The following is a 12,810-nucleotide window of genomic DNA, read 5'->3' as shown; positions in this document are numbered from 1 at the left end:
TCCTAGTCTCTTGGTGGGGGCGGTGCCAGCACTTCCCGCGCGCCATTATGGCCGGCGGCACTGACCACACCCGATGCTTCCATGGCATCAACCAGGTTTGCCGCCCGGTTGTACCCGATCTTGAATTTACGCTGAACGGAGGAAATGGAAACCCGACGCCCTTCGGTAACGAACGCCACAGCCTCATCAAACAAAGCGTCGCCTTCGTCACCACCACCCTCGGAAAGGGTCGGTACGCCGGGCAGATTTTCCCCTTCAGCGCCACTTAACACGTCATCTACGTATACCGGCTCGCCCCGTGCTTTCCAGGCACTGACCACCCGATGAACCTCATCATCGTCGACGAATGCACCGTGAACCCGAACCGGCAGGCCGGAGCCCGGGGGCAGGTACAACATGTCACCGTGGCCCAGCAATTGTTCCGCGCCGCCCTGATCCAGCACGGTACGGGAATCAATCTTGGAAGAGACCTGGAAAGACATCCGCGTCGGGATGTTGGCCTTGATCAGGCCGGTGATGACATCCACTGACGGTCTCTGAGTGGCCAGTATCAGGTGAATACCCGCTGCCCGGGCTTTCTGGGCGATTCGGGCAATCAGCTCTTCCACTTTCTTGCCGACGATCATCATCATGTCGGCGAATTCATCAATCACCACCACGATGAACGGCAGGGTTTCCAGCTCGGGGCGCTCCTGCTCATCGTTGGCCAGGTATTCGTCGGGTTTCCACAGCGGATCCAGTAGCGGTTCTCCAGCTGCTGCCGCATCACGGACCTTGCGGTTGTAACCGGCAATGTTACGAACACCCAGGTTGGCCATGAGACGGTAACGACGCTCCATCTCGGCTACGCACCAGCGCAATGCATTGGCCGCCTCTTTCATATCCGTGACCACAGGCGCCAACAGGTGCGGAATGCCGTCGTAAATGCTCAGTTCGAGCATTTTGGGGTCCACCATGATGAAGCGAACCTCTTCCGGCGTCGCCTTCAGCAGCATGCTCAGCAGCATGGCATTCACACCCACGGACTTACCGGACCCTGTGGTACCGGCGACCAGCAGGTGAGGCATTTTTGCCAGGTTGGCAACCATCGGGTTGCCACCAATGTCGTTACCCAACGCCAGCGTCAGGGCGGAGGAGGATTCCGTAAACACCCGGGCACCCAGAACTTCGCTCAGGCGAACCATTTCGCGCTCTTCGTTGGGAATTTCGATCCCGACAACGGATTTGCCCGGAATGACTTCCACTACCCGAACGCTCAGCACTGCCAGGGACCGGGCAAGGTCCTTGGCCAGGTTCGATATCTTGCTGACTTTTACCCCCGGCGCCGGCTTGATCTCAAAGCGGGTGATCACAGGTCCCGGATTGACTTCGACCACCTCAATGGAGACCCCGAAATCCGCCAGTTTTTCTTCCAGCAGCCGCGACATGTGCTCAAGGGATTCTTCCGAATAGCCCTTCTCCTTATGCTCCTCCGGCGGATCAAGCAACGTAATCGGAGGTATCGGGCTTTCCACGTCTTCCAGCAGGGATGGCTGGCTGCCCTTGCCGTTCTTGCCACTCGTGGCAGGCTCATCCCGCTTGAACGGCGATATCTTCAGTGCCCGGGATACGGGGCCGTCAGGTGCAGCCTTTTCTTTTCTGGCGGTGCCATTCACCGAGGGCGGATCCACCGGCTCCATATCATCCCGTGAACTGAAGCTTTCCAGACGTGCGGGTTCCTCGTCCGTCGAGGTGTGCAGGCCATCCATCGCCGGCTCCTTGCGGTCCGCTGACCTTTTGTCGGCCGGTGGCCCGGGCTGTTTGGGACCCAACCCCGGGATCTTTTGCCACCAGCGGACACCGGTCACTTTGCCCGACCGGGAGCTATCAACCCGATCCTTTACTACCGGCGGTTCCGGCTGCGGCTTCGCAGCCGATTCAGGCTTTTGTTTTTTAGCGGACTTTCCATCGGCACTGAACACATTCTTCAGCCAGGTGCCAAAACGGATAGTGGTCAGCCCCACCTGATCCATCAGCCAGAACCAGGACAAACCTGTGGTGACGGTAAGTGCAAACAGGAAAATTGAAATGAGCAGCAGGGTTGTCGCGGGCAGATTGAAAAACCGCACCATGGCTTCAGATACCGCAGCACCCAACACCCCGCCGGAAGACACTCCCAGGCCGAATACTGAGTACAGGGACAGCAGACTGGTCGCAGACAGCAGGATCAACAGGAACCCGCCGAATCGCATCATCAGCAAGGGCCAGTGGAGGTCCAGCGGGTCGTTCCGGCGGCGAATCAACATCACCGCGTAGCCTGCAATCATCAGCGGGAACAGGAAGGCCACGTGGCCGAAGAAGTCCATCAGCAGGCTGGCAATCCAGGCCCCGGTGCGGCCGGCGTAGTTATCGACACTGGTTTCATGGCCGATGCTGGCCCAGCCAGGATCAGAAGGGCTGAATGTCACCAGCGCCATTGCCAGGTAAATACACAGGGCAATCAGGGCGATCACGGCGCCCTCGCGGCTGCCCTGGGCGGCCAGCCGACGAAATCGCTGCTGTTTTTCGGTCAGTTCCCGTGCCTTTTGTGCTTTTGCAGACTCTGCCATGAATACTCAGACGTTTCCGTTACTGTTATTTTCAAGGGCCCTGAAGCCTCGCTCAAGATCGCTTTTCAGGTCCTCGACCGCTTCAATACCAACCGACAGTCTGACGAGGTTTTCTGTAATGCCGGCTTCCGCCTTGTCTTCCGGAGATAACCGACCATGGGTGGTTGTCGCCGGATGGGTAATCGTGGTTTTCACATCCCCGAGGTTCGCCGTAATGGAAATCATCCGGGTACCGTCAATGAATGCCCAGGCTTCTTCCCTGCCCCCTTTCAGTCGGAACGAGAGCACGCCACCGAAGCCGGTTTGCTGGCGTTTGGCCAGCTCATGTTGCGGGTGTTTCCCCAGTCCGGCATAGAATACCTCGGCCACTGCCGGCTGCTGCTCCAGCCACAGGGCCAACTCTAACGCATTGTCGCAATGGGCTCGCATACGGATTGGTAAGGTTTCCAGTCCCTTAAGGAATACCCAGGCGTTAAAGGGGCTCATGGTGGGGCCTGCCGAACGTAAGAAACCGTAGACCTCTTCCATCAGCTTGTCCGGACCTACCACAACACCACCGACACAACGGCCCTGGCCGTCGAGATACTTGGTGGCGGAGTGAATGACAATATCGGCCCCGTGCTCGAAGGGACGCTGCAGTACCGGCGTGCAGAAACAGTTGTCCACCACGAACAGGGCGTCATTCTGGTGAGCGAGGTCTGCCAGCGCTTTCATGTCAGCGACCTCGCACAGCGGGTTGGACGGTGTTTCAATGAACAGCATCCGGGTTTCCGGCCGGATGGCGGCTTCCCATTGCGCCATATCCGTCAGACTGACAAACGTGGTCTCCACGCCAAACCTGGCCATGTACTTCTGGAACAGCACATTGGTTGTGCCGAAGACGCCCCGGGAACAGATCACATGATCACCGGATTGCAGCAACGACATGCAGGTACTGAGAATAGCGGCCATACCGGACGAGGTGGCCACTGCCCTCTCCCCGCCTTCCATGGCCGCAATTCGGCCTTCAAACGCCTGCACCGTCGGGTTGGTGAACCTGGAATAGATGTTACCCGGCTCTTCCCCACCAAACCGTGCGGCAGCCTGGGCCGCACTGCCATAGACAAAACTGGAGGTCGGGAAGATCGCGTCACTGTGCTCCAGTTGGCCGGTACGGATCTGTCCGGCTCGCACCGCCAGGGTGTCAACTGACATGCCCTCAAGATCCGATTCCGGGATCCAGACCTGTTCGTCGCGGCAAAATGTCATGGTTTGCTCCTGAAATTCGCGGTGTGGCGGTTAGTCTTCATCGTTGTACAGATCAATGATGCCGTTGTCGGCGGATTCCCCTCCCGCCGCCTGGAAGCGATTCTCATCATTACGCATGGCTTCCAGCTTGTTGAGGTAGGCTTCGTCGACATCCCCGGTGACATACTTACCGGTGAATACGGAACACTCCCAGTCCTCAATGTCTGGATTCACGTCGCTGACACAGGTAATCAGATCACTCAGGTCCTGATACAGCAGCCAGTCAGCGCCAATCAGGTCGCGAATCTCATCTTCGGTTCGATCATGGGCAATCAGCTCGCTGGCCGACGGCATGTCGATACCGTACACATTCGGGTACCGAACGGGGGGCGCTGCCGATGCAAAGTACACATTACGGGCACCGGCATCCCGGGCCATCTGCACAATTTCCTTACAGGTGGTGCCACGGACAATGGAATCATCCACCAGCATGACATTCTTGCCACGGAACTCCAGATCGATGGGGTTGAGTTTCTGGCGCACTGACTTCTTGCGCATTTTCTGGCCAGGCATGATGAACGTCCGACCAATGTAGCGGTTCTTGATGAACCCCTCGCGGAACTTCACCCCAAGCAGGTGGGCCATCTGAAGGGCGGATGTCCTGCTGGTATCCGGTATCGGCATCACGACATCAATATCGTGATCCGGGCGCTCTCTCAATATTTTTTCCGCCAGGGTTTCCCCCATCCTGAGGCGTGCCTTGTATACCGACACCTTGTCGATGATCGAGTCGGGACGGGCAAAATAGACGTGCTCGAAAATACAGGGATACAGGTGCGGATTTTCTGAACACTGTTCCGTGTACAAGGTACCGTCGGTTTCAATGTAAACCGCCTCCCCTGGCGCGATGTCCCTGATCAGCGTATACCCGGCGGCACTCAACGCCACACTCTCGGAGGCAATCATGTATTCCTTGCCTTCGTCGGTTTCACGCACACCGTAACAGGCCGGACGGATGCCATTGGGGTCACGGAAACCTACGATACCGTACCCGGTAATCATGGCAATCACCGCATAGGCACCACGACAGCGCTTGTGAACTGCACGGACGGCAGAAAAGATTTCATCCTTGGTCGGATCCAGTTTGCCCAGCTTCTGGAGTTCGTGGGCAAACACGTTCAGCAGGACCTCGGAGTCCGAGTTGGTATTGATGTGGCGCAGATCAGTGCGGAACAGATCCTTGCTGAGATCGTCAGCGTTGGTCAGGTTACCGTTGTGAGCCAGGGTGATGCCGTAAGGGCTGTTTACATAGAATGGCTGGGCTTCGGCCGAACTCGAGCTGCCGGCCGTCGGGTACCGTACATGCCCTATCCCGACATTGCCGACCAGACGGCGCATATGCCGGGTGTGGAACACATCCCGAACCAGCCCGTTGTCCTTGCGGAGGTTAAACCGATCATCCTGAAACGTAACAATGCCCGCCGCATCCTGGCCCCGGTGCTGTAAAACGGTCAGCGCATCATAAAGCGACTGATTCACGTTGGAAGTACTGACTATGCCGACAATGCCACACATGGATACGGTAATCTCCGAAGCGTTATTACTGAATGTTAGCGGGACGCGGAAACAGGTTCCACGCCTTCTTTCTGCTGAGGTTCATCGGGACTGGCAGTCTCGTCGTCCGCCGGCCCCAGGAATCGGGCAAATTCATCCCCGAGTGTACGTCTGGACCAGTCTTCCACAACGGCCAGCCGATCAATCATGATAGAGGTTTTCCACCAGGTGTCCTGAGCCAAAGGGGTATAGCGAGTAAACGCAATGCCCACGATCACCACCACCACGCCACGAAGCAGACCAAACCCCATGCCAAGTACGCGGTCCGTGGCTGACAATCCGGTTGCACGGATAAGATGACCGATCATGTTATTGATAATGGCACCGATGATCAGGGTGCCAAAGAACAGTATGGCGAACGCTGCAACCAGGCGAACCAGAGGGGTCTCAACGGTACTTTCCAGCAGGGACTGCATCTGGGGATGGAATGTCCGGGCGATAATAAACGCGCCGACCCAAGTGACCAGCGACAGGGCTTCTTTAACGAAGCCCCGCTTTAGGCTGATAAGAGTGGATACGGTGATTAGGGCAATGATGACCCAGTCAATCCAGATCAGCGCTTCCATGAAAAACCCGGTGGTGATATTGAAGCGCGAATTCTAACAGGAAACGCCCCCGCACCAAACTGCCGGTTTCGCATAACACCTACGGAAGGCCGTGTTATTTGTCCCCGGTGGTCACCAGGCTGTTCAGACCAAACTCTCGATCGAGTGCTTTCTTGGCTCGTTCAGCCTCGGCTTTTTCCGCAAACGGGCCACTGAACACTCGGGTCAGGGTCGCATCGCCACGCTGTATTTCCTGCAGGTGGGAGCTGTAACCGGTATCGCGAACCTTGTTGCGGAGGTTCCGGGCATTATCGGCACTGCCAAAACTGCCCAACTGAACCACCCAGGCACCTTCCAGAGAGCCGGCGTATTCAGCAGAACCAGCCTGCTGAGGCTCTTCACCGTCATCCGGTTCAGGCCTGGATTGGTCTGCTACCGGCTGCGACACTGGCTCTTCCGGGGCAGCCTCAGGTTCCGGTTGCGGCTCTGGCGCCTGCTCAACAGGCTCTTCCACACGCTGTACCTGCTGGGAATCCCTGTCTGCGACTGGTTCGGGTTCATCCGTTTCCTCAAGCCGGTAGGCCGGAGCGTCTGCTTCCGGGGGCTCCGGGGCATCAACCTCGGGGAATGGAGGCTCCTCGGGAATCTTGATCGGGTTGGAGGTACGCTCGGAATGGGGCTCGTCAAACAGCATGGGCACAAAAATAACCGCGAGGGAAACCAGTACCAATGCGCCGATTATTCTTTGCTTAAGTCCGTCCACGTCTTGATGTCCCCTGTTTTATACCACTGGCGGCCACGGAAGTTGGCGATCAGGCCAGATACTAACCGCCTGCTGCGGAGAACTCAAAGTCTCTACCCGGGCATGACCAAACTTTAAGGCGGAAGTCCGCCATTTTATAACTCCGCCCCAAAGAACCGGCGGGTTTCCGCCACCGTATAGAACGAGCCAAAGGCAATCACCAGATCATCCGGCTTGGCCAGATTCATGGCCGCCTGAAGCGCACCGGAGACAGTATCGCACTCGGTAACATTGAGTCCGGAAGATGCAGAAGCTATCCGCCTCCCGAGCTCCCCGGCAGCCAATCCGCGATGACAATCCAGACCGCCCACGTACCAGTGGTCCACCACCGATGCCATGGCCGACACCACACCCTCGACATCTTTGTCGGAGAGCGCCCCATAGACCGCCAGAATCCGCCCTGCAGGCGATTTCATCGATTCAAGACGAATGGCCAGCCAGCGGGCCGCATGGGGATTGTGGCCGACATCCGCATACACGGCGGGGCTGTCACCCAGTTTTTCGAACCGGCCCGGCGCGCGGACCTGACCAATGACTGGAACAATCGAATCCAGCGACTGCTCAGGCTCCAGCTCGTGGAAGGCGACGATTGCGGCAGCAACACTGCCAAAAGGCAACGTTACTGGCGGCAGTGCAACGGTGACATTGCCGTCCCTGAAGTGAAGCGCCCTCACCTGCCCGGTCTCCTCCAGACTGTAGCTATCGCCCAGTCGATGCAACCTGACACGCTGTGCCGCCACCTGCTGCAAGACGGATCGCGGTGGGTCAATATCGGCATAGACCGCCGGAATGCCGGGCCTGAGGATGCCTGCCTTCTCAAAGCCGATCACCTCCCTGTCATTACCAAGGAAGGCAACGTGATCAATATCCACTGAAGTGATAATGGCCAGGTCCGGATCGAGCACATTGACGGCATCCAGGCGTCCGCCAAGACCGACTTCCAGGATCCAGTCCTCGACCCCTGCCCGGGCCAGCAATACGAAAGCCGCCAGTGTTCCGAATTCAAAGTACGTCAGCGTGACATTCTTGCGGGCGTTCTCGACTTCTTCGAACGCGGTAATCAGTTCGTCATCCGCAACGTTTTTGCCATTCAGCCGTACCCGTTCATTGTAATGCTGGAGATGAGGCGAGGTGTAAGCCCCCGTCGTGCGACCAGCGGCCATCAACAGGGACGCCAGACAGGCCACGGTACTGCCCTTTCCGTTGGTGCCGCCGACAGTGATAATCCGTGCGGCCGGTTTACGGGGAAACAGCCGGCGCAGCACCACCAGCACACGGTCAAGTCCGAGGTCAATTTCTGCGGGGTGAATGGATTCCAGGTAGGACAGCCACTGATCCAGCGTGGCTCCGGCACCCGGAGCTTCCGGGTGCCGGGACAGGTGGTCAGCTTTCGGGGGCATCGGTTTCCGGTCTTTCTGTCACTTCAAACTCTATCGGGTCTTCCGTCGCCGGCTTGTCATGCCCGGTAAACTTCGCCAGCACATGGGTGATACGCTCACGCATCTGGTGGCGATGGAGAATCATGTCGATGGCACCGTGCTCCAGCAGGAATTCACTGCGCTGGAAACCTTCCGGCAGTTTCTCCCGAACAGTCTGCTCAATGACCCGCGGGCCGGCAAACCCGATCAGGGCGTTAGGCTCGGCAATGTTCAGGTCACCCAGCATGGCCAGGCTCGCGGACACCCCACCGAACACAGGATCGGTCATCACGGAAATATAGGGGATACCTTCCTGCTTCATGCGCTCCAGCACAGCTGCTGTTTTCGACATCTGCATCAGGGAGAGGATCGCTTCCTGCATGCGCGCACCGCCGCTGGCAGAAAAACAAACCAGGGGAATACGTTCCTCAAGACAGACATTTGCCGCCTGCACGAACTTCTCGCCCACAACCTGACCCATGGAGCCGCCAAGAAAGTTGAACTCAAAGGCACAGGCCACCAAAGGCAGCCCAAGGGTTGTGCCCTTCATGGCTACCAGCGCGTCTTTCTCGCCAGTTGCCTTCTGTGCATGGGCAAGACGGTCCTTGTAGCGTTTGCTGTCCTTGAACTTGAGCCGGTCCCAGGGTTCCAGATCGGCTGCAATCTCTTCCCGGCCGTCGGGGTCCAGGAATACATCCAGTCTGCGCCGGGCGTTCACCCTCAGGTGGTGATTACACTTGGGGCAGACATCCAGGTTTTTTTCAAGCTCAGGCTTGTACAGGAAGGCGCCGCATTTGGGGCACTTCTTCCACAACCCTTCAGGTACGCCAGTGCGCTGCTTGGATTCCGAGCGAATCTTGCTCGGCATGATTTTGTCCAGCCAGTTACTCATGTTTTCATCCTGTCCTTTGATGCCTGCCCGTCTGGTTGCCTGAGATTCAGGAAGCCAGACCGTCCAGTGCTTCTCGCATCGGGTGAAGCAGATCCGTCAGTGCCCGTTTCAGCTGTTCAGGATCCACCTGATTTCTGGCTATTGTATCCACCAGAACGCTGCCAACAATTACACCATCGGATACCCGACCAACCGCTGCAGCGGTTTCCGCATCACGAATACCGAAACCAACCCCCACCGGCAAGGCGGTGATGTCGTGAATATGGGCAACCCTGGAGGCCACTTCATCCACATCTATCTTGCCAGCACCGGTGATCCCCTTGAATGAAACATAGTACACATAACCGGATGAGTGCTCACTGATTGAGCGGATCCGGTCATCGGTCGTCGTGGGCGCCAACAGGAAAATCGCATCGAGCTTGCGGGCGGTGAACAGTGGAGCCACTTCGTCCGCTTCTTCCGGTGGCAGGTCGACCGTCAGGATACCGTCGACTCCGGCATCGGCCGCCGCGTCCGCAAACGCCTCGTAGCCCATGGCTTCCATCGGGTTCAGATACCCCATGAGGACCACCGGCGTGGTGTCATCGGTTTCCCTGAACTGTTTGATCATAGCAATAACCTGGCGCAGCGAGGTGCCATGCTTCAGGGCCCGTTCACAGGCCAATTGAATCACCGGGCCATCGGCCATGGGATCGGAGAACGGCACACCCAGTTCGATAATATCCGCTCCAGCGTCTACCAGGGTGTGCATCAGACCAACGGTTTGGTCCGGGTGCGGATCACCTGCGGTAATGTAAGGGATCAACGCCTTGCGTCCCTGCCCTTTCAGGGACTTGAGCACCCCTTCAATTCGACTCATGCCTGCTCCTGTCTCTTGTACACTGAGTGTTTACCGTTAGATCAGACTTCAATGCCATCCAACTGGGCGATGGTGTGTATGTCCTTGTCGCCACGGCCAGAGACGTTAATTACGAGCACCTGATCCTTGTCCATGGTGGCCGCCAGTTTTACCCCATAGGCCACAGCATGAGCGGATTCCAGCGCCGGCATGATGCCCTCCACCCGGGTGAGCTTGCGGAACCCGTCCAGCGCTTCGTCGTCAGTCACTGACACATACTGGGCGCGACCAATGTCTTTCAGCCAGCTGTGCTCGGGACCAACACCCGGGTAATCAAGTCCCGCGCTTACGGAATGGGTGCTGGCGATCTGGCCATTCTCATCTTCCATCAGGTAGGTCCGGTTACCATGGAGCACACCCGGACGGCCCGCGCACAGCGGTGCCGCATGCTGGCCGGATTCGATACCCAGGCCACCAGCCTCTACGCCGTACATCTGCACACTCTCATCCGTGAGGAACGGATAGAACATGCCAATGGCGTTAGAACCGCCGCCCACACATGCTACCAGAGCATCCGGGAGCTTACCGGCCTGCTCAAGAGACTGTCTGCGGGTTTCGCGGCCAATCACCGACTGGAAGTCCCGCACAAGCAAGGGATAAGGATGTGGACCAGCGACCGTACCGATGATGTAGAAGGTTTCATCCACGTTGGCCACCCAGTCACGCATGGCATCGTTCATGGCATCCTTCAGGGTCTTGGTACCGCTTTCCACGGCATGGACCTCGGCCCCCAGAAGCTTCATCCTATACACGTTCAGGGATTGCCGCTTGACGTCTTCCGACCCCATGAACACATGGCACTCAAGCCCCAGGCGCGCGCATACCGTGGCTGTCGCAACGCCATGCTGGCCGGCACCGGTTTCGGCAATGACCCGCTTCTTGCCCAGGAAGCTGGCCAGCAGGGCCTGGCCAATGGTGTTGTTCACCTTGTGGGCACCGGTATGGTTCAGGTCTTCCCGTTTGAGCCAGATCTGGGCACCGCCGGTTTCACGGGTCAGGCGTTCGGCAAAATACAGCGGGCTGGGGCGGCCAACATAATTGGCAAGATCTTCATCAAACGTCTTCTGGAATGCCGGGTCCTTTTTCAGACGCAGGTACTCTCTTTCCAGCGTCATCAGCGAATCCATCAGGGTTTCCGACACAAACCGGCCGCCGTAGGCACCGAAGTGACCCCGTGCATCCGGAAGTGCGCTCAGCATTTCTTCAGTCAGTTTCATCGACACGGTGAACCTCGTTTATAAAGTCGGAAATTTTCGCGTTATCTTTCACGCCCTTGCTACTCTCCACACCGCCACTGACGTCCACCGCCCAGGGCCGGACCTGTGCTACAGCGCTGGCAACGTTATCAGATGCCAGACCTCCGGCCAATATCAGCGGTAACGGACGATGAGCCGGAATCAGTGACCAATTGAAACTCTTGCCGGTTCCCCCGTACCGCTGGGGGTCCCAGGCGTCTACCAGCAAACCGCTGGCGCCCGCGTAACGATCGTACGCCAACTCGATATCACCGGCACTCCGGACACGGACAGCCTTGATCCAGCGCTTGCCGAAACTGGCGCAGAATTCCGGTGATTCATCACCATGGAACTGGAGCAGGTCCAGGGGGACGGTTTTGAGGACCTGTTCAACCCACTCCCTCTCCGGATTCACAAACAACCCTACGGCACCGGTGAAAGCCGGCAAAATCGACACCAGATTCTCTGCCTGTGCAACGGTCACCGATCGGGGGCTTGGTTCGTAGAATACGAAACCCAGCGCATCCGCCCCCGCCTGTGCAGCAGCGCGAACATCCTCGGGTCGGGTTATGCCACAGATTTTGACTCGGGTTCTCATAGGCCTTGCGTCAATTGGTTCGATGGGTCCACGTGGGCTGCCGTGGTCGGTTGTAGTCATGCTCAAACCAGGGGCGGAGAAACCCCGGGCCACAGAGAGCGGACGGTATTCCGAATCGCTCAGGATAGCCCACATCCACCAGATACAACCCGAATGCCGGCGCGGTCACTCCAGCCACCGTCCGGTCTTTGGCCTCAAGTATCTCACGAATCCACTGCACAGGTCGCTTACCGGTACCAACCGCCATCAAGGCGCCGGCAATATTCCTGACCATGTGATGAAGGAACGCATTGGCCTGTATATCAATTACGACGAATTCGCCTTTTCGGCTTACCTGTATATGCTCCATAAAGCGATTGGGGGTGCGGGACTGGCAGCCAGCAGCACGGAATGAGGAGAAGTCGTGCTCGCCCTGAAGGAATTGGGCAGCTTCGTGCATCTTTTCCGCGTCCAGGGGGCGAAATGTCCAGCTGACCTGTCCACGCTGGATACCGGGCCGGACCGGGTGGTTATAGATCACGTAACGATAACGGCGATAGGTGGCGGAAAACCGGGCGTGAAAATCGCCAACGCCATTCCCAGCCCAATGCACGGCGATGTCATCAGGCAATGCCGTGTTGATGCCCATCACCCACGAACGCAGGTTGCGCACCGATGACGTGTCAAAATGAGCAATCTGGTAACTGGCGTGAACACTCGCGTCGGTACGACCGGCGCAGACCAGATCCACCTCGTGATCGGCCACTTTTGATACAGCCCGGGCCAGCTCCGCCTCAACCGAGCGAACACCGGATTTCTGTGCCTGCCAGCCGTGAAAGGAGCGTCCGTCGTATTCAAAAGCCAGGGCGACGCGGCCATCGCCTATGGCATTATCCGTGGTAAGTGCTTGCGGGTTCAGAAACAAGTGACAATCCGACTAACCTGTATAACAAAACAAAACGCCGGCTGTGGCCGGGTCAGCGCCCGGTAGCCGGCGTTCTGCGTTCGATGAGC

At 57.9% G+C, this 12,810-nt stretch carries 11 protein-coding genes; all 11 read right to left on the bottom strand.

Annotated elements, in window-relative coordinates; translation table 11 throughout:
* Window positions 1-2: 2 nt before the first annotated feature.
* The 11 genes from ACQUWM_RS03005 to truA all read right to left on the bottom strand — a co-directional run bounded on the left by ACQUWM_RS03005 (window position 3) and on the right by truA (window position 12,721).
* A complete protein-coding gene (locus ACQUWM_RS03005; protein ID WP_428921140.1) occupies window positions 3-2,588 on the bottom strand; it encodes a DNA translocase FtsK in 2,586 nt (861 codons plus the stop codon).
* Between the two features lie 6 nt (window positions 2,589-2,594).
* On the bottom strand, window positions 2,595-3,836 hold the full coding sequence (locus tag ACQUWM_RS03000) for an O-succinylhomoserine sulfhydrylase (RefSeq protein ID WP_407000454.1): 1,242 nt from the start codon (window positions 3,834-3,836) through the stop codon (window positions 2,595-2,597).
* A gap of 30 nt (window positions 3,837-3,866) precedes the next feature.
* A complete protein-coding gene (purF, locus tag ACQUWM_RS02995) occupies window positions 3,867-5,390 on the bottom strand; it encodes an amidophosphoribosyltransferase (protein ID WP_428921139.1) in 1,524 nt (507 codons plus the stop codon).
* A gap of 35 nt (window positions 5,391-5,425) precedes the next feature.
* The gene (locus ACQUWM_RS02990) at window positions 5,426-5,995 is read right to left on the bottom strand and encodes a CvpA family protein (RefSeq protein ID WP_428921138.1); all 570 of its coding nucleotides are present in this window, start codon (window positions 5,993-5,995) and stop codon (window positions 5,426-5,428) included.
* A 94-nt stretch (window positions 5,996-6,089) separates the two neighbouring features.
* Window positions 6,090-6,737: an SPOR domain-containing protein gene (locus ACQUWM_RS02985; RefSeq protein WP_428921137.1), complete on the bottom strand. Its 648-nt coding sequence runs from the start codon at window positions 6,735-6,737 to the stop codon at window positions 6,090-6,092.
* Between the two features lie 134 nt (window positions 6,738-6,871).
* Window positions 6,872-8,176: a bifunctional tetrahydrofolate synthase/dihydrofolate synthase gene (gene folC, locus ACQUWM_RS02980; RefSeq protein WP_428921136.1), complete on the bottom strand. Its 1,305-nt coding sequence runs from the start codon at window positions 8,174-8,176 to the stop codon at window positions 6,872-6,874.
* Window positions 8,160-9,086 carry an acetyl-CoA carboxylase, carboxyltransferase subunit beta gene (accD, locus tag ACQUWM_RS02975; protein WP_407000449.1) on the bottom strand — a complete coding sequence of 309 codons (927 nt, stop codon included), beginning with the start codon at window positions 9,084-9,086 and terminating at the stop codon, window positions 8,160-8,162. Before accD ends, folC begins: the two co-directional genes overlap by 17 nt.
* 46 nt (window positions 9,087-9,132) lie before the next feature.
* Window positions 9,133-9,945 carry a tryptophan synthase subunit alpha gene (gene trpA / locus ACQUWM_RS02970; RefSeq protein WP_428921135.1) on the bottom strand — a complete coding sequence of 271 codons (813 nt, stop codon included), beginning with the start codon at window positions 9,943-9,945 and terminating at the stop codon, window positions 9,133-9,135.
* A gap of 41 nt (window positions 9,946-9,986) precedes the next feature.
* The gene (gene trpB, locus ACQUWM_RS02965; protein WP_406985279.1) at window positions 9,987-11,195 is read right to left on the bottom strand and encodes a tryptophan synthase subunit beta; all 1,209 of its coding nucleotides are present in this window, start codon (window positions 11,193-11,195) and stop codon (window positions 9,987-9,989) included.
* On the bottom strand, window positions 11,188-11,817 hold the full coding sequence (locus tag ACQUWM_RS02960; protein WP_428921134.1) for a phosphoribosylanthranilate isomerase: 630 nt from the start codon (window positions 11,815-11,817) through the stop codon (window positions 11,188-11,190). The genes trpB and ACQUWM_RS02960 overlap by 8 nt, the downstream gene beginning before the upstream one ends.
* A 10-nt stretch (window positions 11,818-11,827) precedes the next feature.
* Window positions 11,828-12,721, bottom strand: a complete 894-nt coding sequence (gene truA, locus ACQUWM_RS02955; protein ID WP_407000447.1) for a tRNA pseudouridine(38-40) synthase TruA — start codon at window positions 12,719-12,721, stop codon at window positions 11,828-11,830.
* Between the last annotated feature and the right edge of the window lie 89 nt (window positions 12,722-12,810).

Origin of the sequence: Marinobacter sp. DUT-3, assembly GCF_050379435.1 — a bacterium.
Lineage (GTDB): Bacteria > Pseudomonadota > Gammaproteobacteria > Pseudomonadales > Oleiphilaceae > Marinobacter.
Note: the sequence above shows the minus strand (reverse complement) of the source record. Positions and strands in the feature narration are given on the sequence as shown.

Excerpts from the sequence above, each read along its gene's own strand:
- ACQUWM_RS03005 (WP_428921140.1), bottom strand. The coding sequence starts at position 2,588 with ATGGCAGAGTCTGCAAAAGCACAAAAGGCACGGGAACTGACCGAAAAA.
- ACQUWM_RS03000 (WP_407000454.1), bottom strand. The coding sequence starts at position 3,836 with ATGACATTTTGCCGCGACGAACAGGTCTGGATCCCGGAATCGGATCTT.
- purF (WP_428921139.1), bottom strand. The coding sequence starts at position 5,390 with ATGTGTGGCATTGTCGGCATAGTCAGTACTTCCAACGTGAATCAGTCG.
- ACQUWM_RS02990 (WP_428921138.1), bottom strand. The coding sequence starts at position 5,995 with ATGGAAGCGCTGATCTGGATTGACTGGGTCATCATTGCCCTAATCACC.
- folC (WP_428921136.1), bottom strand. The coding sequence starts at position 8,176 with ATGCCCCCGAAAGCTGACCACCTGTCCCGGCACCCGGAAGCTCCGGGT.
- accD (WP_407000449.1), bottom strand. The coding sequence starts at position 9,086 with ATGAGTAACTGGCTGGACAAAATCATGCCGAGCAAGATTCGCTCGGAA.
- trpA (WP_428921135.1), bottom strand. The coding sequence starts at position 9,945 with ATGAGTCGAATTGAAGGGGTGCTCAAGTCCCTGAAAGGGCAGGGACGC.
- ACQUWM_RS02960 (WP_428921134.1), bottom strand. The coding sequence starts at position 11,817 with ATGAGAACCCGAGTCAAAATCTGTGGCATAACCCGACCCGAGGATGTT.